Origin of the sequence: Yinghuangia sp. ASG 101, assembly GCF_021165735.1 — a bacterium.
GTDB lineage: Bacteria > Actinomycetota > Actinomycetes > Streptomycetales > Streptomycetaceae > Yinghuangia.
Window position 1 is genome coordinate 7,703,202 of sequence record NZ_CP088911.1, and the last position, 24,256, is coordinate 7,727,457.

The window sequence follows — 24,256 nt, forward strand, 5'->3', positions numbered from 1 at the left end:
CCCGTCCCGGACCCCGGAGCCCCAGCGGCGCCACCCCGCGCACACACGCAAACGCCCGCGGCGACCTCAGCCGCCCTGTGCCACCTTCGCCACCTTCGCGACAGCGGCCGGAAGCAGATCGTCAACCAGCGTCGGGTCTCCGGACAAGCTCATCAGGACTGCCCCGACCCGCAGCACAGTGAGCTGAATCTCCTGCCCGGCGACCGTCATCGCGTAGCTGCTGCCCTGGGCGCCCGCCACGTTCGCCGGGTGCTTGGCCACGGTCACCGGGATGTCGCCCCGTGTCGTGACGTACGTCGCCTTCCCGCACTGCGCGAGCGCGTCGATCGGCGCGGCGGCGGCGTCCAGGCGTGCCGGGGTGTCGCTGCCCAGGCGCTCGGCCAGTTCGACCGGGCTGTAGCTCGACTCGAACGTGGCCTCGGCCTCGTGCGCCAACGAGAAGTTCAGGGCCTTCGCGGTGGCTTCCCCACCGACGAGCGCGTCCAGCGCCGGGCAGCCCTTGACCGCGGTGGCGCTGCCGTCCTCCGAACTCGTCGTGGTGACGAAGCGATTGCCCAACTCCTGCGACGTGAGCAGCATTTCGCGTAGCGCGGACACCGACACAGCGGGCGCACCGTCATCGGAACCCCCGGATTCCGAACCCGACGGCGAGACCGCGGCGGCCGACGTCTGCGGACCAGACTGCCCCACCCCCACCCCCGCGCCCGTAGCCCCAGCCCCACCAGCCCCCGAACCCGTTACGCCCTCACCCCCGTCGTCCGAGCATCCGACCACCAGAGCAGCCGCGAGCGCGGCCCCGGCAATCGCCCTCAAGGCACGATGTGGCATCGACGGCATCAGCGATGAACTCCAACCATGTACAAGCGGGATACACCCAGGAGGACCGCACCATACAATGCCACCCCTTCCCCCGAGCATCGCTCGCCCACGCACACACGCCCGCCGATTCCCGAAGGCCTGTGCGTCGGAGCCGAGGTGTTGCGTCAGTTGTGGGTGGGTTTGGGATGGGTGAGGGGCTTGGTGGGGCCGTGGGTGGTGGTGGCGAGGAGGAGGCCCCAGAGGAGGAACCATGGGTCCCAGAGGTAGAGGTGCCAGTCGAAGGCTTTCGCGTCGATATCGGCCGTCGTGTTCACGAGATCGGCTTTGACCAGGACTTCGACGAGGGTCAGGGCGCCGCCGTACAAGATCAGGCCGATCGCGGCGGTCCGGACGAGGGCCGACGAGAGCCGACGGGGGAGTAGTCGGGAGAGGCGCTGCCGGACGACGGTGAGGCCGAGTGCGGCGACGGCCAGCTTGACGACGGCGGTGATCCACACGATGGCGAACAGCTGCGCGTCGCCTTCGCGCGCCCGGCGTTCGATGTCGCCGCCGATGGTGTCGAGCCCGACGGTGCCTCCCGATCCCCAGTACGCCGAGACCAGCGCGTAGAGCAGCCCGAGCAGGAAGGCGGCACGGCCACACCATATGTACGCGCTGCCCTGCGTGCCCTCGGCCATGGGACAATCCTTGCATTGCGCGCCGGTCCGGTGGAAACGGCTTCGGTCGTCGGCGGAAGCCGGGCGGGTGTGGGGGTTCCGCGGTCGGTGGAAGGACACACGTCGGCCGGCCCCGGCGGGTCGATCGCGCGTACCGCCGCATCTTGACCCGCTGATCGACGCGTCATTAATGTCGATGACGTCGACATCTGTGGTGGTCCGCGCCGTCGTCCGGGCCGTGGCGAAGGAGACCTGTGGACTTCGATCACGTGACCTACGAGGTCGACGACAACGTCGCCGTCATCACCCTGACCCGGCCCGAAGCGGCCAACGCGCAGAACGCCAAGGTGCTTCGCGAGCTGGACGAGGCGTGGCGGGCGGCCGACGAGGATCCGCGGGTCAAGGTCGTCGTCCTCAAATCGGACGGCCGGCACTTCTCCGCGGGCCACGACCTGGCCGGTACCCAGGACGGCACGGACGCGGCGTGGACGCCCGAATCCGGCTACGACTGGGAAACCCGCCACTACATGCACTACGCGAAGTCGTGGCGCGACATCCCCAAGCCGTCGCTGGTCGCCGTCCAGGGCAAGTGCATCGCGGCGGGCCTCATGCTGTGCTGGCCGTGCGACATCATCATCGCGGCGGACAACGCGGAGTTCTCCGACCCCGTCCTGCTGATGGGTATCGCCGGTGTCGAATTCCACGGTCATACGTGGGAGTTGGGCCCCCGCAAGGCCAAACAGCTGTTGTTCACCGGCGACGCGGTCAGCGCCCAGGACGCCTGGCGGCTGGGCATGGTCAACGAAGTCGTCCCGCTGGACAACCTCGTGTCCGAGACCATGGCGATGGCCCACCGCATCGCCCGTCAGGACAGCTTCGCGCTGCGGCTGGCCAAGCGAGCAGTCAACCACACCCTCGACGTCCAGGGCTTCACGACCGCGGTCGACTCCGTATTCGACATGCACCACTTGGGCCACACCCGCGCCGCCCTCCGCAACGACGGCTACCCGTCGCTCGCGGGCCTCGCCGAGATGAAGCGGCACGGCAAGCGGTCCGGTTGAACGAACCGACGCGCCCAGGAGATTCCGGAACCCGGCGACGTCGTACGGCACATCGAGTTGCGTGCGCCGATTCACGCGGTCCGGAGTGCTCGCAGGAGTCGGTCGAGCGCCGCCTGGGTCTGTGCCAGGGCATCGGGCCCCGGGGAGGTCGCGAGCCAGAGCGCGGCCTCGTTCATCGCCCCTGACAGCAGATGCACGAGGGGCGCCACGGGCGGCTGCGCCGGGATGGTTCCGGCCGCGACGAGAGCGGTGAGCGCGTCCGCGAGGTGGCGGGCCGAGGCGGCCTCGTCCATGGCCCGCCAATCGCTCCAGCCCAGCACCGCGGGTCCGTCGAGCAGCATGATCCGCTGCACCTGAGGATCGGTCGCCGCGGCGAGGAACTCGCGGCAGCCCTCGGTCAATTGGGTCCAAGGATCATCATGGGCGTCGGCGGCCGCGGCGACGCGGCGGCCGACCTCGTCCTGGACCCCCTGCAGGACGGCGCGAAACAACTCGGCCTTGTTCGCGAAATGGTGGTAGAGCGCGCCCTTGGTCACGCCGGCGGCCCCGACGATCTCCGACAGCCCGACGGCGGCATACCCGCGGTCCGCGAACAGGCGCCTGCCCTCCCGGACCAGCGCCCGCCTGGTCTCTTGGTGCTGTCGCGCTCGAACACCCTGGTGCCGCATCCCACTGCCCCATCTTTGACATACCGAAGGTACGCGAATAACGTGCTTCGCATACCAATGGTATGCGAAAGGAAGTGCCATGAAGCTGACCGGCTTCTATCCCGTGATCTGCACAGCCGAGCTCCGGGAGTCGCACGACTTCTACACCCGGCTCCTTGGCTTCGAAACGACGTTCGCCGCCGACTGGTACGTCAGCCTGCGCCGTCCCGGCGACCCCGCCTACGAGTTGGCCCTGGTCGACCACACGCACGCCACCATCCCGGCCGGCCACCGCGTACGAGCCCAGGGTCTCCTGCTCAACGTCGAGGTCGAGGACGTCGACGCGGAATGGGACCGACTCGTGGTTCGCGAAGGTCTCCGCCCTGCCCTGGAGTTGCGCGACGAGGACTTCGGACAACGACACTTCATCGTCACCGACCCGAACGGCGTCCTCATCGACGTCATCACACCGATTCCCCCCACGGCGGACTTCGCGGAGCACTACGCAACCGACTGAAACGTCCGACGTCCGACGTCCGACGTCCGACGTCCGACGTCCGACGTCCGACGTCCGACCAAGACCGCGGGCGCGGCACGCGCTGTGCCGGGTGCGGGAGTCCGCGAAGCCGCGCGAGGGCGCGCGTGCTCCTCGTGTCACCAACCGTGCGGCGCATGCGGCGTCGTGCGGTGGGGGTTGGGCTGCTGGAGATCGATCACGCGGCCGGGGTGGCCTGTCGTGCGCGCGACGGTTTCGACATCGCGGTCGCAGCGCGGCGGCGCCGGCTTCGACGGCCTCGCGCGGTGCGGTGTTGAGCGTGTCGCGTTCGGTTGTGGTGGACTGCGTAGTTGCAGGTGGAAACGTTTAAGTAAGCCATTGACGGGGGGATCGGCGTGCGTTTAGCGTGCGGTTGAAACGTTCAAAGTCGGGGGGCGGGATCGTCCTGTCGTCCGGTTGAGGGCGCCTTCTCGTCAGGTGCGCGGTGCCCTCGTTGTGCCCGTATCGCACGGAATGTCCCCGAGGAGAAGCCGCATGCCCTCCAGACCATCAGTCGCCCGCCGGATCGCGGCGGTGTCGGCCGCCACCGCCGTCGTGGTCGCCTTCGGCCTGCTCACCCCCGCGAACGGCGCCGCCCCCTCCGTCCCGTCGGCCGGTTTCGAGGTGACCGCCGCCTCGGACACCGATTGGACGGCGAAGTGGATCGGGCGCGATACGCCGGAGGTGTGGCCCGAGGCCGGTCAGCAGAACCCCGCGCCGCTGCTGCGACGGGAGTTCCGGCTCGACAAGCGCATCGCCAACGCGCGGCTGTCCATCGTCGGACTCGGCTACTACGAGGCGTGGATCGACGGCCGCAGGGTGGGTGACCAGGTCCTGGACCCGCCGCCGTCGGCCTACGACCGCACGGCGTACTCGCGTACCTTCGACGTCACCACGATGCTGCGCAAGGGCGACAACGCCATCGGAGTGACCCTCGGGCGCGGGAACTTCGCGGCGCCGGGCATGTCACCGGACCTGTTCGGGCAGTCCACCGCACCCTGGCGCGCCGAGCCGCGACTGCTCGCGCAGTTGGACGTCACCTTCACCGACGGCACCACGCGGCGCGTGGTCAGCGACGGAAGCTGGAGGATCGCCGACGGCCCCACCCGCGACGCGCTCTACCTGGGGGAGCACTACGACGCGCGGCAGGCGAAACCCGGCTGGACCGATGTCTCCTACGACGACGCCGCCTGGGAGTTCGCACGGGAACAGCCGTCGCCCACGCGGAAGGTCGTGCCCGCCGCCATGCCGCCGGTGAAGGTCACCGACACCCTGGATCCGGTGAAGGTCACCACCTCGGCCGCCGGCACCAAGGTCTACGATTTCGGCCGCGTCACGGCGGGTTGGGCGCGCATCACGGTGAACGCCGCCCCGGGCACGAAGGTCACGCTCACGTACGGGGAGCAGTTGGAGGACGACGGCACGGTGTATCAGCCGGGGCTCCTCAGCCCCGCCGCCCTCACCCACGTGGACTCGTACACCCTGGACGGCGGGAAGTCCCAGACCTGGGAGCCGGGTTTCACCCGCCACGGCTTCCGCTACATCGAGGTCTCCTCGACGGCCCCGCTGACCTCGTTCCGGATCCAAGGCCGGGTCGCCCACACCGCGCTGGCCTCGACCGGTCGGTTCACGAGTGCCAATCCGCTGCTCAACACGATCCACGCCAACCAGCGGGCCTCGCTTCAGGACAACATGTGGGGCCTGCCGACGGACACCCCGTGGCGCGATCGTCAGGGCTGGACGGCCGACGCGTACCTGTACTTGGACTCCGCGGCGCTGAACTTCGACGTCGAGAGCTTCTACGGCCAGTGGCTGCGCACGTGGCGCGAGTCCCAGACGCCCGACGGCAGCCTGCCGGTGATCGCCCCCGACCCCGGCGGCCTGCCCCTGTACAACGACCCCTCCTGGGGTGGGACGCTGATCCCGACCGCCTGGACGGTCTACCGGCACTACGGCAACCCCGACGTGCTGCGCGACAACTACGACGCGATGGCGCGCTGGATGAACCTGATGCGTACGAGCATCGCCGGCACCGGGGGCCTGTACCGCGGTTTCTCGTTCGGTGACTGGGCCTCCCCCGGCAGCGAGGCGGACAACAGCGTCAACCTCGCCCCGCCGGAGGGCTCCGCACTGACCGCGAACGCGGACCTGTACCACGAGGCCCGCGTCCTCGCCCGGATCGCCGACGAACTCGGCCGCACCGACGACGCCGCCGGATTCGACGCCATGGCCGACAACCTCGCCCCGGCCTTCAACGCGGCCTTCCTCGACGCCGCGCACAACGTGTACCGAACCGAAGTGGAGGCCGGCTACCGCCAGACGTCCAACGTGGTGGCCTTGGCCTACGGCCTGGTCCCCGCGGACCGGACGGACGCCGTGTTCGCCAACCTGGTGAAGGACATCGTCGACCGCGGCACCCACCTCGACACCGGAGCCATCGGCACCAAACTCCTGCTTCCCGTGCTGACCGAGCACGGGCGCGGCGACCTCGCGTACGAACTGGCCACGCAGACCGACTACCCCAGTTGGGGCCACTGGGTGCGCAGTGGCGCGACGACGTCCTGGGAGACCTGGTCGAACGCCGGGCTGGACCAGTCGCTCAACCACGCCTTCCTCGGCACCGTGGACGACTGGTTCCACCAGTACCTCGCCGGCATCCGGCCGGCCGCCCCCGGCTACCGCGAGGTCCTGGTCGCACCCGTCGTCCCGAAGGACCTGCGCTTCGCCTCGGCGAGTGTGAAGACGCCGCGGGGCACGGTGAGTTCGAGTTGGCGCCACCAGAACGGAAAGTTGACGCTCACCGTGCGGGTGCCCGACGGGACCCCGACCGAGATCCGGGTGCCGCTCCCGAACGCCTCCGACACCGTCACCGCGGACCGGGGCGCGACACCGGTCCGGTACGAAGACGGTTGCGCCGTCTACCGCGTCACCTCGGGCACCCACCGCTTCCGGGTCTCCTGACACGGGGTCGGGGGCCGTGCCGTCCGCGAACCCGCGCGGCAGCGCCGCGGGTTCGCGAACGGCCGGTGGCCCAGGGGGAGTTCAGGCGGACCCGCGGACCGCGACCTCCGGCAAGGTGTCGGTCTCGCCGGGCATCAGCGTGGTCACCCGACCCTCCAACGCGGCCTCCAGCCAGGCGCGGAAGCCTGCGGTGTCGTCCGACGCGGCCAACCGCACCGAGGTGAGCGCGGGCACCGACAACCGGCCTTCGACGGTGTCCTCGGCCCCGATCACCGCCACATCCGAGGGAACCGCCCAGCCGAGGTCCGCCGCCGCCGCCAGGATCGCCAGCGCGTGGCGGTCGTCCGCCGCGCACACCGCCCCGCCCCGTACGTCGGCCGCCGCCGACAGGGTCGCCACCGCCCGTTCCCGGTCGAGGGGCAGGGTGAGGACGCGGGGATCCGGCCACCCCTGCTCCCGGCACTCCTCGCGGGCGCCGCGCAGGCGGTGCTCCGCCACCACCGACCGTGCCGAGGCCTCCGGGAACGCGTACCAGATCCGCTCGTGGCCCCGGCGTGCCAAGTAGCGCACCTGGGTCTTCCCGATCACGCGCTCCCACGGACGATCCGCCGCGGCCGGATCACCCTCGGCGGCCGGGAGCCCGAACACCCGCCCGGCACCGAAGGCCCCGAGTGCGGCGTGGGTCTCCCGGGTGACGAACGCGAACAGCACCACCCCGCGCGGCTGGAGCGACCGCGCGACCTTGACCGCGTCCGCCTCACTGACCAGTGTGTGGATCACCACCGTGTGGCCCAGCTCCGACAGGGCACCGACGGTGTTCTCGACCGTACGTTCGCTCGCCTCCCCGACGAACGTCGGATCGAGGATGAGCAGCACGATCTCCGAATGGCCGCGGCGCAGCGCCGTCCCGGCGGCGTTCGGCACGTACCCCAGCTCCGTCACCGCGGCACGCACCCGCCGCTTCGTCTCCTCGGTGACGCCCGCGGACTCCTTGCCGTTGAGCACGTAGCTGACGGTGGCCACGGAGACCCCGCTGTGCCGTGCGACGTCCTTGATGGTCGGACGGCGTTTCGCCGCGTCCAATGCCCCTCCGCCCTCGCCCGGCCCGGTCGCGCCAAGCAAACCACAGCGCGGCCGACGCGGAACCGCCGACACCGTCGCGGGGTCTCCGGGTCCGGTCCGCGCGTGTCCGGGGGCCGGGCACCGCCGCCGGGGCCGGGCAGGGCGGTTGGGTCCGTCTCAGGCGCGCATGCCGATGCGGTCCCACAGGATGTGTCCGTCGCCGAACAGTTGAACACCCGTCAGCCTGGGTGAGGCGATGGTCGCCGCGAACGACTCCTGGTACACGAACAGGGGCATGTCCGTGATGAGTTCCACCTGCATGCGGGTGTACGCCTCGCTGCGTGTCGTGCGGTCCGTCGACAGCCTGGCGGCGTCAAGGGCGGCGTCCACCTTCGGATTCTGATAACCGGTCATGTTCGGCACGCCGCTCTTGGAGTGCAGGAACTGGTAGAGCGTCGGCTCCGGGTCGTCGGCCGCCAGGGCACTCGTCGTGAGATCGAAGTCCGTGTCGACCTGCACGCGTTGGAAGACGTCGGGGAGGTTGACCGCGACGATGTCGACCGTGAGCATCCGGCTCGACGCCGTTTCGATCTTGTCCTTGAAGTACCGCGCCATCTGCACCGAACGCGGCGTGTTGGGCACGGCGTAGGTGGTGGTGATCGGTTTCCGTCCGTTGTCCATCGCCTGGGCGAAGAGCGCGGCGGCCTGCGCCGGGTCGTTCTGCGGGAGGGACAACTGGATGTTGCCGAGCGGCGACGTGGACTCGAAAATGCCCTTCGCGGGGCGGCCCTTGCCCGCGTAGAAGACCCGGTCGATGTCCTCCGTGTCCAGGGACAGCGCGATCGCGCGGCGCAGCGCGGGGTCGGCGAGCGGCCGGTTCGGGCGGGTGTTGAACGCGATCGACAGGCCGCCACTCAGTCCGATGTCGGCGACCGCGAGCCCGCGGTCCTTCGCCAGCTCGAACTGCACGGGGTCCACCGTCAGGGCGAGGTCCGCGTCGCCGTCGTCGATGGCCTGCACGTCCTTCGACGTGTCCTTGCTGATGCGCATGGTCACGGTGTCGAGGTAGGGCTTGCCGTGCTGCCAGTAGTCGGGGTTGCGCTCGAATGTCATGTGGTCCCCGGGCACCCACTCCCGCAGCTTGAACGGCCCCGCGCCGACGGGCGCCGTGTTCGAGGCGGCGAGCGCGGTGTCGGAGGCGAGGGTGCGCGGCGAGGGGACGTAGTTGAGGAGCCGCGCGACCGTCCGGTCGAAGTTCGCGTTGGGGGACGGGAGTCGGATGCTCAGCCGCAGCCTGTCCACCACGGTCAGGGTGAGCGGTTCGACCGTGCTCGCCGCCGCGGACTGCAGCTTCTTGTCGAGGTGCTTCTCCCATGCCTTCTTGACGGCCTCGGCGTCGAGCGCGGCTCCGTCGGTGAACGTGATGCCGTCACGGAGGCTGAGTGTCCACACCGACGCCTCGCGGTCGGGGAGCAGTGACTCGGCCAGCTGGGGGCGCACGGTGCCGGTGGCCGGGTCGCTCCACACCAGTACGTCGTACAGTGCCGAGAGCTTGCTGCCGTCGCCCTGGGGCAGGGTGCTCGCGGTGTACGGATTGAGTCCGCGCGCGTCGCCGAGCACCTGCATCGTGATGCCGCCGCCCCGGCGTGGGGTGGCATTCGGGTTCGGTGTGCCTGAGCCGGACGAGTCCGCACACGCGGCGGAACACACGGCCATGAGCGCCGCTGCCGCGAGGGTCCGGACAATGCGCAGCGCCGGTGGGCGAGTGCTGCGTCGTGGGGCGTGCCTGAACACGGGACGCTGACCTCGGCTTTCGTGACTGGGTCGAGTGGGTGGGTGCGTGGGGTTGCGTGGGGTTGGGTCCGGCCGGGTGCCGATGAAGGTGCCCCCCGCACGGATCGCGGTGTCGCGCATGCCGGGGGAGCCCGGGGTCGTCGACGGCCGGCGGGTGCACGGCGTACGGATGCGGTCGGCGAGTTGTGCACGGGTCTTGTGCCGGTGCCCGTGTGCCTCGCCTGCCACGGCACGTGCACCTGCCGGATACCTCTCGGCGGGGTGAACGCGCCACGCACCGGGCCGAGTTGCCCGTCGGCGTCGGCCGGTGGTTTTCGGGTGCGTGGCCGGGCCACGTCGGAATTTCCGTGACCGAGGACGCGCGGAACGGGAGCCCGAGCGTGGCGGGAACGCGGCGGGGCTCCCCGGCGGGGAACACCGTAGACCCGGCGGCGCCGAAAAGGGAAGCCGCGAGGCCGGGGGACACCCACCCTTGTCGCGGGGTTGTGCCGCCCGCCTTCGCTGCCCGCACCGCGCGTTCTCCTGCCCGAACAGGCCGTTTCGCCCGGCCGGGCGGAGGCATGGCTCCCGCGGTGACCTGGGCACTTGACCCGTCTCGAGCATCCCGTGTAAACAAGTGTTCAATCAGAGGGTGGGGGTGAACGACTCGGCATGGGTTCTCGCGCGGGCTGTCGGCGGGCGGCGGGCGCGGTACGGATCCATCCCGGACATCGCGATATGTGACAGCAGACCCGCGCGACGCGAACCCCGCCCGGAAGCGCGCCTGAGCACCCCCGCACACGTCCTGTGCTCCGGTCGACCATGCCTGGGAGGCATCTCGTGAGACCCCGGAAGACCGTCGCCGCCTGTGCGGTGGTGGCCGCGTTGTTCGCGGCCGGATGCGCCGACCGCGGCGGTGCCTCCGCTCGTGAAGAGGGGGCCGGGGCGGGCCCGGCAACGGCCGCGCCGGTGTCGGCCGACTTCGGTGACCTGAAGAACGTGTGCGGTACCGGTGACCCCACCGGTTCCCCGGCCCAGGGTGTCACCGCCAAGGAGATCAGGGTCGGCGTCATGTCCGACGTCGGTTTCACCAAGAACTCCGAATTCGGCGACGCCGCCAAGGTGTTCACCGCCTGGTGCAACGACCTGGGCGGCATCAACGGCCGCAAGCTCGTCGCGGAGGTCCGCGACACCAAGTTCCTGGAGGTCCGGCAGCGGGTCCTCGAGGCATGTGCCGACGACTTCGCGCTGGTCGGCGGAAGCGCGGCGATGGACGGGCTGGGCACCAAGGACAGGTTGTCCTGTCTGCTGCCCGAGTTCCCGTCCCAGTCCGCCCAGCACGTGAACGAGGGGTCGGACCTCCAGTTCACCGTGCAGCCCGGCGGTCCGTCGTACTTCCGGTACGCGGGCTTCTACGACTGGCTGGTCACCGAGGCGTACCCGCAGTCGGCGAACGCGGTGGGCATCATCGCGGGTGACTCGCCGGTCACCAAGGTCTCGGTCGACCAGCGCGCGGAGTTCTTCCAGTCGCGCGGCACCCCGATGTCGTACACCGAGCTGTACCCGGCGGCGGGCGTGTCCAACTGGACGCCGTACGCGCAGACGATCAAGAACAAGGGTGTCAAGGGCCTGATCTGGATGGGCGACTTCCGCTCGCTCGCGAAGCTGGAGCAGGAACTGACCAACATCGACTACAAGCTCGACTGGATCGACGCCAACAGCAACGCGTACGGCAGGCCCTTCCTGGACCTGGCCGGCGCCGCGGTGCTGAACTTCCAGAACAACCTGGCCGACATCAGCGGGACACACCCGCTGGAGAACGCCTCCACGAACGCCGCGACCCAGCAGGTCGTCGACCTGTACGCGAGGTACGCCCCCAACACCCAGCCGACGTGGCCGGCCGTGAAGGCCTTCTCCGCCTGGCTGCTCTTCGCGAAGTCGGCCGCGAGTTGCGGGGACGACCTCACCCGCAAGTGCGTCGCGGACGCCGCCCGGACCGAGACCGCGTGGACCGGGGGCGGCCTGCAGGCGCCCATGGACGTGTCGGTCCAGGACGCTCCGTCGCAGTGCATGAACATCGAGAAGGCGACCTCGGGCGGTTGGACCCCCGCCCCGGAATTCACCCCGACACAGGGTGCCTACCGGTGCGGCATCGCGTCATACAAGCTCACCGGCGACTACGGCAAGCCCGGGACCTTGGCGGACGTCGGGAAGAGCCTGAACGACCTGAAGTAGGCACCACCGACACTCGCCGGCTCGCGCGGCCTCGAACGGCGCGCGAGCCGGCGAGCGGGTCCGGGCGGGATTGAGCGGGCAGCGTGCGCGGGCTCGGGGCGGGTGGCCCGGCCGGGCGGGTGCGCGGCCCCTCGCACACGCCGCGGCGAATGTGCCCGCAACCTGGTCAGGCCAGCGGAGCGGGCACCGCGGCCCCCGCCGAAGTGCCCGGCGCCTCCACCAACCCGGCGCTCCCGCCAATCCGGCGCTCCCAGAACTGCGCCGGCCCCCTCCTCGCGCGCCGATCGCCCGGTCGGCCGACTGACGCGTCTCCTCGGCCGCGTCACCACGGGCGGGAAAGGGGGGCCGTTTACGGTGGGCCGATGCAACGTGCACCTTGGTGGACTTTGCTTTCGTCCGGTAGCGCGCCTGTCCTGTTGATCAGCGGGTGGGCCATCGCGGGCTTGCTCCAGGGGCCCGGCTACGACCCCGTCACGCAGACCATCAGCCTCCTCGCGGCCGAGGGCGCTCCCGGACGCTGGGTCCTGACCGCCACACTGTTCGCCCTCGGAGCCTGTCACCTCGTCACCGCCTGGGGCCTGCGCGCCGCCGCGTTCGCCGGACGCCTGGCACTGAGCGCCGGGGGAATGTCGGTCATCGCCCTGGCCCTGATCCCGGCACCGAGCCGCGGCGGCTCGCTGGGCCACGGTTTCGTCGCCGGAGTCGCGTTCGTCCTCATGGCGGCGTGGCCGACGCTCGCCGCCCACCGCGGTGAGCCCGCGCCGTGGGCGCTCCGACCCGCCCTGTCGATCGGGGCGAGCGCGCTGATGGTCGTCGGCGCCGCGTGGTTCCTGGCGGCCTTGCGCTACCAGGGCGCCCCCGGTGCCGCGGAACGCGTCCTCACATTCGTCCAGTCCCTGTGGCCCTTCGTGGTCGCCGCCTCGTGCCGACGCCGCCCCCAAGGCATGGTGAACCCCACCCGGGCCCCCTGACCGCGTGCGAGATGCCCAGGTCGCGTTCGCCGGTCGGGGATTCGCGCGATGTGGATGCCTTCGGACGGGGTGTGTCCGCCGCGGTGTCTAGCCTGTGGTTTCCGATCCACGGGACCGTTGCGAAGTGCGGGGACGAACATGGCCGCAGAACCGGTGACTTGCCACATCGAGGGAGACGGCGGAGGCGCGTGGGAGAGGCTGGCCGGGGCGGCGCCGGGCAGTGTGCGGTTGATCGCGTCCAAGCTGTCCGCCGCGGGCAACGAGCGCATGGGGCGCTTCATCCGCGACCACGGGGCGGTACTCGCGAGCCTGCACGTGACGGCCTCGCGTCCGACCTACGGCGGTGCGCCGTGGGACGACGTCGATTTCGCCTCGGCGGCGCCGCATCTGCGGGCGTTGCGGCTCCACGGGGGACGCGTCACCGGCTCGGTGTTCGCACACCCCGCGCTCACATGGCTGTCCCTGCGTGAGTGCCACTACACCGGCGACGACGGGGGAATCAGCCTCGGCACCGGTGCCGCCCCCGCGGACGGGCGTCTGCTGCGCCGCCTCGATCTGGAGGACACGACCGTCGGGGCCCGGGAGTTCACGCTCGGGTCCGCATCCCGGCTGGAGTCGTTCGCGTACTACTTGGACGAGGACTACGGCGGGCACTGCCCGGAGGTTTTCGACCTGCACCGCGCCCGATTCCTGTCCCGGATCACGATCCGCGCCTGCGCGAACTGGACGGTCGCCGTCGCGTCGCGCTCCCGCGCGGAATGTGATTTCGACGCCAAGCAGTACGGATCGTACGAGGTCCGCGAGGTCGCCGGAAGCCCGGTTCTGCAACCCCGGCACCGCGCTCGGGTCCGCGCCTTCGACCGGTTCTTCGCCGCGTCCCCCGGGTGGACCCCGGTGTCCGGCGCGGGGGAGTGGCCGGAGCGCGTGACCGCGGCACGGCACACGTCCGGTGCCGTGGTGGGATACGTCCCCGCGTCCGCGAGGACCCCAGGGGAGGCCTTGTCACTCGACATCGACGTGGCGGGGCGGAGGAGTCGCCTTCTCGCCGAGACGTACAGCTCGACGCCGACGGGTCTCGGGGAACTGTGCGAGCTGGTGCGTGACGCGCCGCGCCGATTGCGTGACGGGGCGTTCGGCCCCTGGCTCGACGAACTCCGGTACCGGCACGAGGTCACGATCCACGGCCCGCACGGCTGGACCAAGCTCGAAGGCGACTCCGCGTCGCCGCGGTTCCGGCTCCGGACGCGCCACGAAAGCCCGGTGACGGCAGATGAGTTCGAGACCCCGGCGGCCCCGGCCGCGCGGACGGCCGCCGACCTCGTGTCGCGCACACTCGCGGACGCGGGCTGGACACCCGCGTCGACCGGCGGCGTTCGCGGGCGCAGGCCGCTCGCCGCGTACACCAAGCCGGACGCCGACGGCGGAACGCATCACTGCTCCTACGTCCTGACGGGCAACCCCCGGCTGCCGCGCGCGCTTCGCGTCGCGTTCCGGCCGCAGGGCACGGACGCGTGGCGGTGGGACGTCCTGGTCGACGTCCACGGCCTGACCGACCCGCCCGCGCCGCTCGGCGAGCCCGGGGCGGACCGGCTGCCCGCGGTCCTGCGGGCCGTGGTCGGCGGCGTCGAGGCCATGGCCAAGCCGGGCACGCATCCCGTCAAACGCCTGGCGGCCTGCCATCCGACCCAGTTGGGGGCACTGGCCCGGGACTGGCGGGGCAACGCCTGGCGGCCCTGGCTGCCACGTTCGTCGGCCCGGCCGCTCGCCGTCGTCGCGGAGGCACTGGCGTCCGCCCACGGCGACGGACGGCTGTGGCTCGAAGCCGGGTTCGCCGCGCTCGACGACGAACGCTTCGATCTGGCGTGGCGCGCCTTCGAGCGGGCCGGTGACCTCGGCGTCGAGCCCGGGCTGTCGGCGGCGTGGCGCGGGTGGATCCTGGGGCAGACCGCGGGGGCGGACCCCGCCGACGTCGACGCGCTCGCCGAGGTCGCCGCCGGGAACGGGCAGGCCGGCCCGGCGTGGTTCCTCCGGGCGGCGGTCCGGGCCCTGGCCCACGACGGGGACGGCCGCGTGGCGGCGCTGTCCGCGGCCACCCGGGAGGGGCCCGAGTTCGCTCCGGCGTGGCACGGCCTCGTCCTGGCCCTGGTGAAGTCCGGGCGCACCGCCGACGCGGTCGAGGCCGCGGAAGAGGGCGTGCGTGTCCACGACCGCGACGCCGTGTCGTGGTGGCACCTCGGGTACGCGCACGTCGTGGCCGGCGACCACGACCGCGCGCTCGCCGCCCTCGAACGCGCCGTCGACGTCGGCCCGCACATCGCCGCGGAGATCATCGGCGATCCGGACCACGACCCGCTCCGCGACCTGCCGCGATTCCGGGCGCTCGACGCCCGCGCGGCCGGTCGGTCGCCGGGGCACCACGCCGCCGTCCGGGCGGCCCTCCGGCCGCCCGGCGCCACCCCGCGGCCCGTCGACGCGGACCGGGCCGCACACGTGCTGGTGCGGACCTTCCACCACAGGCACCTCATCACGGTCGCGGACTCGTCCCTCCCCGACACCCTCGACACCGGGGCCCGCACGATCCTCGCCGAGGTCGGACTGCCCCGGGACATCTGCCGGTTCCGGCTGGAGGAGGGCGTCGCGTACGGGGCGCGAAGCGCCTACCGGCAGTTCACGTGGGACGAGTGCGCGTCCTACTTCGGCCACGCGGCCCACCCCGGCTGGGGCGATCTGATCCTCATCGGCGATCTGGCCGACCATCGGATCGGCGTCGACCCGGTCACCGGTGAGGTTTTCGCGCTCGCCTGGGACGACTCCCTCGCGTACCTGTCCCCGGGGCTCGACCACTTCGCCGAGATGCTGTGCGGCATCGTGGACGCCCTCGACTCGGAGGCGTTCGTCGGCGACTTCCTGCTCGCCGAGGCGGACACCTTGTGCATCGCCCGTTCGTTCGGCGCCCCAGGCCTCCCCGACGCCGAACGAAGCCGCGCCTGGGACACCGAACTCCTGCGCACCGAAAGGGCGATCGCGTTCGCGGACGATCCCGCACGGGCCACCGCCCGCCTCACCGAGCACGCCCTGGCGACCCTGCGCCGCCTCGACCCCGCCACCCACGCCCACACCGCCGACCTGTGGCGCACCCTCCTCAGCGACGGCTTCGCCGCTCCGACCATCACCGCGGACGTCTCCTGAGGTGAGGGGGCGGCCTCCGTGCCCGCCGGACGGGCCACCGTCCCGCACCGCCGCGGACCGCGGGGGCGGCGGGGCAGAGGCGCCGGCCGCGGAGCGGTGTGGTGATGCCGTTGCCGTTGCCGTTGCCGTCGGTGATCGGGGGTGGCTCGGTCCCGGCGCGTCCGCGAGGAGCCGGCCCCGGCCGATGACGACGAGCCGGTCGGCGGTCAGCTGCATCTCACTCATCAGGTGGCTGGACACGAACACCGTGCGGCCCTCGGCGGCCAGCGAGCGGATGAGCCCGCGGATCCACACGACACCGTCCGGGTCGAGTCCGTTGACCGGCTCGTCGAAGATCAGCGTCGCCGGGTCGCCGAGCAGCGCCGCGGCGATGCCGAGGCGCTGGCCCATGCCGAGCGAATACGTCCCGGCGCGCCGCCCGGCCGCGTCCGTCAGCCCGACCATGCCGAGCACTTCCTCGGTCCGGGCGCGCGGGATCCGGTGGGTGCGGGCCAGCGCCCGCAGGTGGTCGCGGCCCGAACGCCCCGGGTGCAGTGCCTTGGCGTCGAGCAGCGCGCCGCCCGTCGGATCGGCGGTCGTCAGCCCTTCCAGAACGCCGTCAGCCGCCGCCACACCTGCCGCCGGCCCAGCGCGGGGAACAGGCAGCCGGCAAGCAGCAGATACACCACGACCCGCGAGGGCAGATCGCGCACGCGTGCCTGCACCCGGCCGGTCTGGGCGAACGCTTCGTCGACCATCTCGAACGGCACGATCCGGGTCAGCTCGCCCAGATGACCCGGCGCGAACGCTCCCTCGGCAACCACGACTTCACGAGAGATGACACACTTGGCACCCAACGGAGCTCCCGCCGAACAGTGATCTTGGTCGACACGGTTCCAGCAGGAGCTCCGTTGCCTACTTTCTGACGGTCTTGACAGACCAGCCCCACCCTTGACTGAACGGCATTGCGGCTAGTCCTGCGAAGGCCCTGATCGGTCGCGGTCGTTGTCGGTCGCGGACGGTGTCGGCGGCGGGGTGGTGGTGAGGGCCACCTCGGTGGTTCCGCCTCGGCGCAGGGTGTTGTAGATGGGGCAGGACGAGGTGAACAGCCGTACCAACTCCCGGCCTTCCGCGGCACGCACGCCCTCCAGGTGGATGTCGAGGCGGATGCGGCGGTAGCGGGTCGCGTCGTCGGGGTCCCGTTCGAAGGAGACCGTGACGGCGGCCCGGGCCAGGTCCGCACCCCGTTCGCGGGCGTGGGTCTGGATGTTGCCCAGCGCGCACGACGCCAGCGAGGAGAGCAGCAACTCGCCGGCCTGGACGGCCTCGTCAGGACCGCCGCGCGAGTCGGTCACGAAGTGGTTCGTCCCCGCGGAGACCAGGAAACGCCCTTGGACGTCGGTGGTCCGGCCGGAGACCGTCACGATCGGCGAGGCCGTCACCGGGCCTCCCCCGCGGACGCCGGGACCCCGGCGCGCAGTCGCCAGTCGCCCGTGCCGGGTCGCCGCAGGCCCAGGTTCTCGCGCAGCGTGCGTCCGGAGTACTCGGTGCGGAACAGGCCCCGGGCCTGGAGTTCGGGCACCACTTGCCGCACGAAGTCCTCGAAGGCGCCCGGGGTGTGGACGGCGCCGATCATGAAGCCGTCGCACGCTCCTTCCGTGAACCAGCGCTCCAGCCCGTCCGCGACGTCGGCCGCGGTGCCGACGAACGAGCCCTCGGTGCGTCCGCCGTACCACCGGCCGAGTTCGCGCAGGGTGAGCCCGTCGCGCCGGGTGCGTTCGGCGACCTCGCGGTAGTGCCCGTCGACCCCCGGGACGTCCATGAGCGGCAGCGGCTCGTCCAGCGGGAAGCGCGACAGGTCGACGTCGAGGTGGTACGCCAGGATGGACAGGCCCGCCACGGGGTCGACGAGGTCGTGCAGGCGTGCCTCGCTCTCCCGGGCCGCCGCCGCGGTCGCCGCGACCACCGGGGTGGCCATCGGCAGGATCTTGACGTCGTGCGGTTCGCGGCCCGCGGCGACCGCGCGGCCCTTGATGTCGGCGTAGAAGTCCTGCGCCGACTCCAGCGACGCGTGGCTGCAGAAGATCACGTCCGCCCAGCGCGCGGCGAAGTCCCGGCCCTTGGGCGAGGCGCCGGCCTGGATGACGACCGGGTACCCCTGCGGCGGCCGGGCGACGTTCAGCGGGCCGCTCACGTCGAACCAGCGGCCGTGGTGGTCGATCGCGCGCACCTTGTCCGGGTCGGCGAACAGCGGTGCGGCGCGGTCCAGCACGAGCGCGTCGTCCGCCCAGCTGTCCCAGAGCTTGCACGTGACCTCCAGGAACTCGTCCGCGCGGGCGTACCGCTGGTCCCGGTCGATGTGCCGGTCGCGGCCGAAGTTGCGGGCCTCGGAGTCCTGGAAGGAGGTCACCACGTTCCAGGCGGCACGGCCCGCGGTCAGGTGGTCGAGGGTGGCGAACGACCGGGCGACGGGGAAGGGTTCGAAGTAGCTGGTGGACACGGTGGCGGCCAGGCCCAGGTGCCGGGTGGCCGCGCCCATGGCCGACAGCACCGCCAGCGGGTCCAGGCGCAGCGATCCGAGGCCGCCGTACCGCAGTTGCGAGTCCGTGCTGCCGCCGAGCCGGTCGGGTACGGACAGGATGTCGGCGAGGAAGACCATGTCGAAGCGGCCTTCCTCCAGGACCCTCCCCACGTGCTGGTAGTACTCGCCGGTCAGCCAGCCGGGGACCGAGCCGGGGTGCCGCCAGCCGCCGGGACGGCCGGGGCCCGCGGTGAGGAAGGCCGCGAGGCGCATCTGCTCGGGCCGGGGATAAGGGGTGTTCACGTCGTTCTCCGTCGATGTCGGGTCGGTCGGGGCCGGGGGTGGAGCGTCAGGCGGCGAGGGCCCCGCGCACGGTCTCGCGGAGGGCGGCGAACTTGGCGTCCCGCAGGAACCCGGCGGCGTCCACGTGTTCGGGGTACACCCCGAGCGCCTTGAAGTTGTCGGCCAGGTCCTGTGTGCCCGTGGCGGCGGCGTCGTCGATGGGTGCCAGGCGGTCGGCGGGGGATTCCGACAGCCGGCCGGCCTTCGCCAGGTCCAGGTACACCTCGCGCTCCAGGGGGGCCGTGCCGAAGCCGCCGCTCTGGGCAAAGGCCTCGACGGCCGCCTCGGTGGAGGTGTTGATCCAGCGCTGGGCGTCGGCGACCTGCCGGACGAACCGCGCGGCGGCCTCGGGGAAGTCCCCGGCGAACGACGCGCTGGCGACCCAGAAGGCGTAGTCGTAGGTGCGGACCCCGGGGAGCGTGCGCGCGCCGTGGCGCCGCCGGCCCAGTTCGATCATGGGCTGCCAGCTGATCCACGCGTCGACGCTGCCGTTCGCGAAGGCGGCCTCCGCGTCGGCGGCCTTGAGGTTGACGTGCTGCACGTCGGAAAGCCGCAGCCCGGCCGTCTCCAGGTACTTCACGAGGCTGTACGTGCCCGTCGTGCCCTGCTGGTCGGCGACGCGCTTGCCCTTGAGGTCGGCGGCGCCGCGGATCGGCGAGTCCTCCGGGACGAGGATGTCGACCTCGTTCGCGGGAAGCGGGTAGGCCGCGAGCGGCACGATCGGCACGCCGCCGCCTATCGCGTAGATCAGCGCGGTGGCCGTGGCGAACGAGACGTCCACGCTGCCGGCCTTGATCGCCTCCATGGCGTTGAGGGACGCGGCGAAGCCGGACGGCCAGGCGAACCGCGTGCCGCCGAGCGCGGCACCCGGGTCCATGCCGTTGAGTCCGCGCTGGAGGACGGCGGTGGGTCCGGTGCGGCCGTCCCCGATGACCGCGACGCGGGCGGTGGCCGGCACGCCGTCGCGCAGCGCGTCCGTCCGGGCGCGGTCGGACGACGAGCACCCGGTGAGCGAGGGGACCAACAGGGCCGCCGCACCGGCGCCGCCGAGGCCGAGGAAGGAGCGCCGGGACAGCGCGCGGGACCGGTCGTCGGACGCCCCGATGGGCCGGGGACGGGAGAAGACGGGCATGGAACAACCTTTCGCCGAGGGGCTGGTGGCGCCGCGTGGGCGCGCGAGGGGGACGGAGCCGGTGCGGACCGGGCCGGCGGGCGGGTGCGCGGCTTTCCGTGGTGCGGACCGAACCGTGGTTCGGGGGCGACGGGAGTGTCGCGGGGGTGCGGATGCCGGGGCCGCGAAGGACGCCGCGGCCGACAGGGCCTGACGAGCCGTCAGGGCACGAGCAACTGCTCCAGCAGTTCTTCCTTCCACCGTGCGAGCCGCGGATCCCCCCGCCGCCGGGGACGGGGCAGGTCGACCGCGAGGTCGCGCGCGACCCGCCCCTCGCCCAGCACGATCACCCGGTCGGACAGCACCAACGCCTCCTCGACGTCGTGCGTGACCAGGAGAACCGTGCGCGGGGAGTCCAGCCACAGGCGCTCCAGGAGCTGCTGCACGGTGATCCGCGTGATGGCGTCCAGGGCGCCGAACGGCTCGTCCAGCAGCAGGAGTTCGGGGCTGTGCAGCAGCGCCCTGGCCAACGCCACCCGCTGGCGCTGGCCCCCGGACAACTGGGCCGGCCAGTCGTCCTCGCGGCCTTCGAGGCCGACCGCGGCGAGGAGTTCGCGGGCCTGCCGCACCTGCGGGCGGCGTCCGAGGCGGACGTTGTCCACGACGCTGCGCCACGGCAGGAGCCGGTCCTCCTGGAACATCATCCGCACGGTCGGGGTGCCCGGCGTGTCGGAGGTGACCTGCACGCTGCCGCGGGTGGGCTCCTCCAAGCCCGCCACGATCCGCAGCAGGGTGCTCTTGCCGACCCCGCTCGGCCCGAGGAACGAGACGAACGTGCCCGCCGCGACGTCCAGTTCGACGCCGTCCAGGACCGTGCGACCGCCGTACGAGCGCCCCACGCCGCGCAGTTCCAGCCGTGCTCCGGGCGCGGTCATCGCGACTCCTTGCGGTACGAGGGGTGCCACCTCAGGGCCCGGCGCTCGATCAGGCGGGTGAGGATGTCCGCCAGCAGGCCGGCCAGTGCGTACAGCACGATCGCGAGCACGAGCTGTTCGGTGCGCAGCAGTTCGCGGGCGTTCTGGGCGAGGTAGCCGATGCCGTCCTGGGAGGCGATGGTCTCCGCGACCACGAGGGTGAGCCACGCGACGCCGAGGGCGTACCGGATGCCCGACAGGATCGACGGCATCGCGCCCGGCACGACGATCTCGCGTACGAGCGCCCGGCGTCCCAGTCCGTACGAGCGGCCGAGCTGGATCAGCCGCTCGTCCACGGTCCGGATGCCGGTGACGGTGTTCAGGTAGACGGGGAACATCGTGCCCAGGGCGACGAGCAGGATCTTGGGTTGCTCGCCGATCCCGAACCACGCGATGAACAGCGGGACGAGTGCCAGGTGCGGGATGGTGCGGATCATCTGGAGCGAGCGGTCCAGCAGCCCTTCGGCCAGCCGCGACATGCCCACCAGGAACCCGAGCGCCAGGCCGGTGGCGGCGCCCAGGCTGAAGCCGATGGCGATGCGCCGCAGGCTCACCCCGATGTGCCGCCACAGCTCGCCGGAATCGGACAACTCCCGTGCGCTGCGCCAGACTTCGGCCGGTCCGGGGAGCACCGTCGGGGACAGCGCCCCGGACTCGGATCCCCAGTGCCAGGACACCAGGAGCGCCACCGGGACGAGCCAGGGCAGTGCCGCGTGTCCCACCCGCGCGGCGACGGCGCGCAGCGGGCTTCGCGCCGCGCCGGGGACCGGGACGCTCTTGCGCGCGGCCTCGTCGGCGCCGACCGCGGGGGCGCTCGGATCGGGTGGATGCGATGGGTGGTCGAGTGACAGCCGGTCGGCCATGAGCAGCCCTTCGGGGTCGGCCGAGCTGGTCGGCCGCGTGGCGGGGGAGCGCGGCGACGTGCCGCGGGGGTGCGGGAAGGCGGGGTGCCGCGCGCACGCGTGCGTGTGCGGGCTGTCGCGTGACAGGTCGCGCGGCCGTCGGTGCCGACGGCGGTCGCCTTCCCGGTGACGGGGGTGTTCGGGGCCGCCGCTTCCGTTACCGCGAGCCGACGGGCTCGCGGCCGGTCACCGTGGCGGGAGACGACCGGGATCGTGGGGATCCGCGGTCTGTCTGAGGCCGGGGAGCGCGACCGTCCGCGGGGGGCGGTCAGGTCGCGGCGTACCGGCGAACGCGGATCGCGCCTGGAACCGTGTGTTCAGCGACAGCGGGCGCTGCAGGCGCGCATGTGGTCGACATAACGGCGGACGGTCAGCGCGGGACGCAGCGGTGGGCGCGTCGCCGAGGCGGTGCTCCGCCGTACGCCGCGCATATCCGTCCCCTGCTCCGTGGTGGTCGATCCGGCCCCGTGACGCGGGGGCCCGGCGGGCCGACGGCCCGTCTCGGGCAGCAACGTACACGCTGATGTATCTACGTGCAAGCAGCTGTATACAGTTGCGTTCAGTGGCAGACTACGGGCCGGAACAGCCGCGGGCCGTTCCCAACGGGGAGGAGAGCGCAGGTGAGGCCGACGAACACGGCGGCGCCCGGAACGCGGGCCGGGCTCCACGAGCGGATTCGCGCGAGCATCCTGGACGGCGAGTGGCCGCCGGGCACCGTGCTCATCCCCACGGTCCTCAGCGAGCGCTACGGCGTCTCGCGAACTCCCGTCCGCGAGGCACTGATCCGCCTGGAGCAGGAGGGCCTTGTGGACCAGGCGACGCGCGGCTTCGTGGTGCGCCGGCGGTCGGCCGAGGAGATCCTGGAGATCTGCGAGGCGCGCATCGCGCTGGAATCGTCGATGGCCGCCGCCGCAGCGGCCCGCCGCACGACACTCGACCTCGCCAGGCTCGCGCACGTGCACGACGCCGCCGCGACCGAGACGGCGCCGGACGAGCGCGGGCACCTCAACCACGTCTGGCACATCGCCCTGCGGGACGCGGCGCACAACGCCACCATCGCCGCCCTCCTCGACCGGCTCGACGCCCAACTCGCCGCGCACGACCTGCACGCGATCACGCCCGAGCCGGTCAACTTCCAGCTCACCCAGGACGAGCACGGCGCGATCCTGGACGCCATCCGCCGGGGCGATCCCGAGGCCGCACGGTCGCACATGATCGCCCACCAAAGCCGCACCCGCGACCTGCGCATCGCGGCCTATGCCCGACGCCCGGAAGCGGACCGCTAGCCCTCCGACTCCGCTCGGTTGGGCACAGGGGTGGTTCGTTTCGCCGACCGACCGAATGCCTGCCCGGGACCGCGCTGACGCGGAGGGGCGTCGTGTCCGCGTTCGGATGGTGGTGCGGGCCGACCCGGCACGCCTCCTCGGAGCGCGAACCGCCCTACGGTCACGCCGTGTTCACGTCGAGGAGCCGAAATCCCGGCGCGCACACCGGTGCGGCTGGGTTCTCTTCGCGCCGTGCCTCGACCCGGCCGACCGCCGGTGCCGCGCCGTCGCCGACACGGGCGCGCGGGGGCGGTCAGGAGCTGCCTCCGCCACAGCCGCCTCCGCCCCCGCCCCCGCCCCCGCCTCCGCAGCCCGACGCCCCGCCGCAACCGGAGGTGCCGGCGCAACCGCCGCTACTGGCACAGCCGGACGTGCTTCCGCCGCCGGTGGTGCCGTTCGCGATCAGGAGGAACGACGTGTCGGTTCCGCTCCCGGATTGGTGCCGGCGCGCGGTGGCGTTGACGACGTGCCGCGGCGTACCCGGCGGGAAGTAGATCGGGGCGCGCGTGCGGTACAGGGACACGGCCCGGCGTTCGTCGTCGTGCCCGAGTGCCGCGAAGCGGGCCGCGAGAACTTGCCGGGACTGCTCGGCCAGCCACCGCATGGCCCGGACGATCGTCACGCCGGTTCCGTCCAGCACGTTGAGATCCGGGATGCCCAAGTCCTGTGCCTGCACGCTCGCTTGGCGGCAGTCCGGATCGGCGGCGATCTCGTGCAGCTTGAGCCCGTCGGGCGCCGACGCGAGCGTGGCGAGCACGGACGTCTGGATCCGGTCATGGCGGTCCCGCCCGTCTTCGTCCCGGTCGGCTGCCGCCGCGGTGCCGTCGACATGGGCCTTGCGCACGCGCCCGTCCCGTGACACCAGCACGTCGCCGCGTTCGAGCAGCAGCCACACCGCCACCTCGATCGCCGGGACAGCGGTGAAGCACGCCGCCTGATACGGCGTCACCATGCCCTGGGCGAAACGCTGTCGGAGGATCGACATGACGGCGTCGATCCGCCGGCGCCGACGCGCCGCGGCAGCCGCCGCGAGCCAACACCCACCGGAGACAACGACCACGATCGCGAGCGCTATCGCCATTGCTTCCATGTCGTCCACGGTCCTCTCGTGGTGCTCATCCACCGGGCCCAACGGCCCTGTGGATTCCCTGACCTCCCTATCCCCTCTGCGACGGGGAGTCCCGCCCCGGCGT

19 protein-coding genes and 1 pseudogene are annotated in these 24,256 nt (G+C 72.1%); 7 read left to right on the forward strand and 13 right to left on the reverse strand.

Annotated features, from left to right (window positions below; all coding sequences use genetic code 11):
* Nucleotides 1-66 precede the first annotated feature (66 nt).
* The gene (locus LO772_RS33030; protein WP_231775703.1) at nucleotides 67-597 is read right to left on the reverse strand and encodes a hypothetical protein; all 531 of its coding nucleotides are present in this window, start codon (nucleotides 595-597) and stop codon (nucleotides 67-69) included.
* Nucleotides 598-983: 386 nt separating this feature from the next.
* Nucleotides 984-1,496 (reverse strand): DUF3995 domain-containing protein, encoded by a 513-nt coding sequence (locus LO772_RS33035; protein ID WP_231775704.1) that lies wholly within the window; start codon nucleotides 1,494-1,496, stop codon nucleotides 984-986.
* 233 nt (nucleotides 1,497-1,729) lie between these two features.
* Here LO772_RS33035 and LO772_RS33040 point away from each other — a divergent pair, with 233 nt between their 5' ends.
* On the forward strand, nucleotides 1,730-2,536 hold the full coding sequence (locus tag LO772_RS33040; RefSeq protein WP_231775705.1) for an enoyl-CoA hydratase: 807 nt from the start codon (nucleotides 1,730-1,732) through the stop codon (nucleotides 2,534-2,536).
* A gap of 71 nt (nucleotides 2,537-2,607) precedes the next feature.
* Here the strand turns inward: LO772_RS33040 and LO772_RS33045 are convergent, their stop codons facing one another.
* On the reverse strand, nucleotides 2,608-3,204 hold the full coding sequence (locus tag LO772_RS33045; protein WP_231775706.1) for a TetR/AcrR family transcriptional regulator: 597 nt from the start codon (nucleotides 3,202-3,204) through the stop codon (nucleotides 2,608-2,610).
* A 79-nt stretch (nucleotides 3,205-3,283) separates the two neighbouring features.
* On the opposite strand from LO772_RS33045, the gene LO772_RS33050 reads away from it, so the two are divergent.
* Nucleotides 3,284-3,700 (forward strand): VOC family protein, encoded by a 417-nt coding sequence (locus LO772_RS33050; protein ID WP_231775707.1) that lies wholly within the window; start codon nucleotides 3,284-3,286, stop codon nucleotides 3,698-3,700.
* 513 nt (nucleotides 3,701-4,213) lie between these two features.
* The gene (locus LO772_RS33055; RefSeq protein WP_231775708.1) at nucleotides 4,214-6,679 is read left to right on the forward strand and encodes a family 78 glycoside hydrolase catalytic domain; all 2,466 of its coding nucleotides are present in this window, start codon (nucleotides 4,214-4,216) and stop codon (nucleotides 6,677-6,679) included.
* Between the two features lie 81 nt (nucleotides 6,680-6,760).
* On the opposite strand, the gene LO772_RS33060 is transcribed toward LO772_RS33055, so the two are convergent.
* A complete protein-coding gene (locus tag LO772_RS33060; RefSeq protein WP_231775709.1) occupies nucleotides 6,761-7,762 on the reverse strand; it encodes a LacI family DNA-binding transcriptional regulator in 1,002 nt (333 codons plus the stop codon).
* Nucleotides 7,763-7,918: 156 nt separating this feature from the next.
* Nucleotides 7,919-9,367 (reverse strand): ABC transporter substrate-binding protein, encoded by a 1,449-nt coding sequence (locus LO772_RS33065; protein ID WP_231775710.1) that lies wholly within the window; start codon nucleotides 9,365-9,367, stop codon nucleotides 7,919-7,921.
* Between the two features lie 987 nt (nucleotides 9,368-10,354).
* Here LO772_RS33065 and LO772_RS33070 point away from each other — a divergent pair.
* From LO772_RS33070 to LO772_RS33080, 3 genes are all read left to right on the forward strand, one after another.
* Entirely contained in the window at nucleotides 10,355-11,749 is a 1,395-nt protein-coding gene (locus LO772_RS33070) for an ABC transporter substrate-binding protein (protein WP_231775711.1), read from the forward strand.
* A 362-nt stretch (nucleotides 11,750-12,111) separates the two neighbouring features.
* A complete protein-coding gene (locus tag LO772_RS33075) occupies nucleotides 12,112-12,720 on the forward strand; it encodes a DUF998 domain-containing protein (RefSeq protein ID WP_231775712.1) in 609 nt (202 codons plus the stop codon).
* A 138-nt stretch (nucleotides 12,721-12,858) separates the two neighbouring features.
* Entirely contained in the window at nucleotides 12,859-15,909 is a 3,051-nt protein-coding gene (locus tag LO772_RS33080; RefSeq protein ID WP_231775713.1) for an SUKH-4 family immunity protein, read from the forward strand.
* Nucleotides 15,910-16,064: 155 nt separating this feature from the next.
* On the opposite strand, the pseudogene LO772_RS33085 reads toward LO772_RS33080, so the two are convergent.
* The 7 genes and pseudogenes from LO772_RS33085 to LO772_RS33115 form a co-directional block, all read right to left on the reverse strand.
* Nucleotides 16,065-16,473, reverse strand: a pseudogene (locus tag LO772_RS33085) (AAA family ATPase); the annotation flags it as partial.
* Nucleotides 16,474-16,487: 14 nt separating this feature from the next.
* Nucleotides 16,488-16,712 carry a transposase domain-containing protein gene (locus LO772_RS33090; protein WP_231775714.1) on the reverse strand — a complete coding sequence of 75 codons (225 nt, stop codon included), beginning with the start codon at nucleotides 16,710-16,712 and terminating at the stop codon, nucleotides 16,488-16,490.
* Between the two features lie 147 nt (nucleotides 16,713-16,859).
* Entirely contained in the window at nucleotides 16,860-17,330 is a 471-nt protein-coding gene (locus LO772_RS33095; protein ID WP_231775715.1) for an OsmC family protein, read from the reverse strand.
* Nucleotides 17,327-18,712: an LLM class flavin-dependent oxidoreductase gene (locus LO772_RS33100; RefSeq protein ID WP_231775716.1), complete on the reverse strand. Its 1,386-nt coding sequence runs from the start codon at nucleotides 18,710-18,712 to the stop codon at nucleotides 17,327-17,329. The genes LO772_RS33095 and LO772_RS33100 overlap by 4 nt, the downstream gene beginning before the upstream one ends.
* Before the next feature lie 46 nt (nucleotides 18,713-18,758).
* A complete protein-coding gene (locus LO772_RS33105) occupies nucleotides 18,759-19,883 on the reverse strand; it encodes an ABC transporter substrate-binding protein (RefSeq protein WP_231775717.1) in 1,125 nt (374 codons plus the stop codon).
* A 200-nt stretch (nucleotides 19,884-20,083) separates the two neighbouring features.
* Entirely contained in the window at nucleotides 20,084-20,797 is a 714-nt protein-coding gene (locus tag LO772_RS33110) for an ABC transporter ATP-binding protein (RefSeq protein WP_231775718.1), read from the reverse strand.
* Entirely contained in the window at nucleotides 20,794-21,699 is a 906-nt protein-coding gene (locus tag LO772_RS33115) for an ABC transporter permease subunit (RefSeq protein WP_231775719.1), read from the reverse strand. The genes LO772_RS33110 and LO772_RS33115 overlap by 4 nt, the downstream gene beginning before the upstream one ends.
* Nucleotides 21,700-22,358: 659 nt before the next feature.
* Between LO772_RS33115 and LO772_RS33120 the strand changes: the two genes are divergently transcribed.
* Entirely contained in the window at nucleotides 22,359-23,024 is a 666-nt protein-coding gene (locus tag LO772_RS33120; RefSeq protein WP_231775720.1) for a GntR family transcriptional regulator, read from the forward strand.
* Between the two features lie 292 nt (nucleotides 23,025-23,316).
* Here LO772_RS33120 and LO772_RS33125 read toward each other — a convergent pair whose 3' ends face one another.
* On the reverse strand, nucleotides 23,317-24,153 hold the full coding sequence (locus LO772_RS33125; protein WP_231775721.1) for a hypothetical protein: 837 nt from the start codon (nucleotides 24,151-24,153) through the stop codon (nucleotides 23,317-23,319).
* Nucleotides 24,154-24,256 lie beyond the last annotated feature (103 nt).

Coding starts and splice junctions, on each gene's coding strand:
- LO772_RS33035 (WP_231775704.1), bottom strand. CDS start 1,496: ATGGCCGAGGGCACGCAGGGCAGCGCGTACATATGGTGTGGCCGTGCC.
- LO772_RS33045 (WP_231775706.1), bottom strand. CDS start 3,204: ATGCGGCACCAGGGTGTTCGAGCGCGACAGCACCAAGAGACCAGGCGG.
- LO772_RS33050 (WP_231775707.1), top strand. CDS start 3,284: ATGAAGCTGACCGGCTTCTATCCCGTGATCTGCACAGCCGAGCTCCGG.
- LO772_RS33055 (WP_231775708.1), top strand. CDS start 4,214: ATGCCCTCCAGACCATCAGTCGCCCGCCGGATCGCGGCGGTGTCGGCC.
- LO772_RS33065 (WP_231775710.1), bottom strand. CDS start 9,367: ATGCAGGTGCTCGGCGACGCGCGCGGACTCAATCCGTACACCGCGAGC.
- LO772_RS33075 (WP_231775712.1), top strand. CDS start 12,112: ATGCAACGTGCACCTTGGTGGACTTTGCTTTCGTCCGGTAGCGCGCCT.
- LO772_RS33080 (WP_231775713.1), top strand. CDS start 12,859: ATGGCCGCAGAACCGGTGACTTGCCACATCGAGGGAGACGGCGGAGGC.
- LO772_RS33105 (WP_231775717.1), bottom strand. CDS start 19,883: ATGCCCGTCTTCTCCCGTCCCCGGCCCATCGGGGCGTCCGACGACCGG.
- LO772_RS33110 (WP_231775718.1), bottom strand. CDS start 20,797: ATGACCGCGCCCGGAGCACGGCTGGAACTGCGCGGCGTGGGGCGCTCG.
- LO772_RS33115 (WP_231775719.1), bottom strand. CDS start 21,699: ATGGCCGACCGGCTGTCACTCGACCACCCATCGCATCCACCCGATCCG.
- LO772_RS33125 (WP_231775721.1), bottom strand. CDS start 24,153: ATGGAAGCAATGGCGATAGCGCTCGCGATCGTGGTCGTTGTCTCCGGT.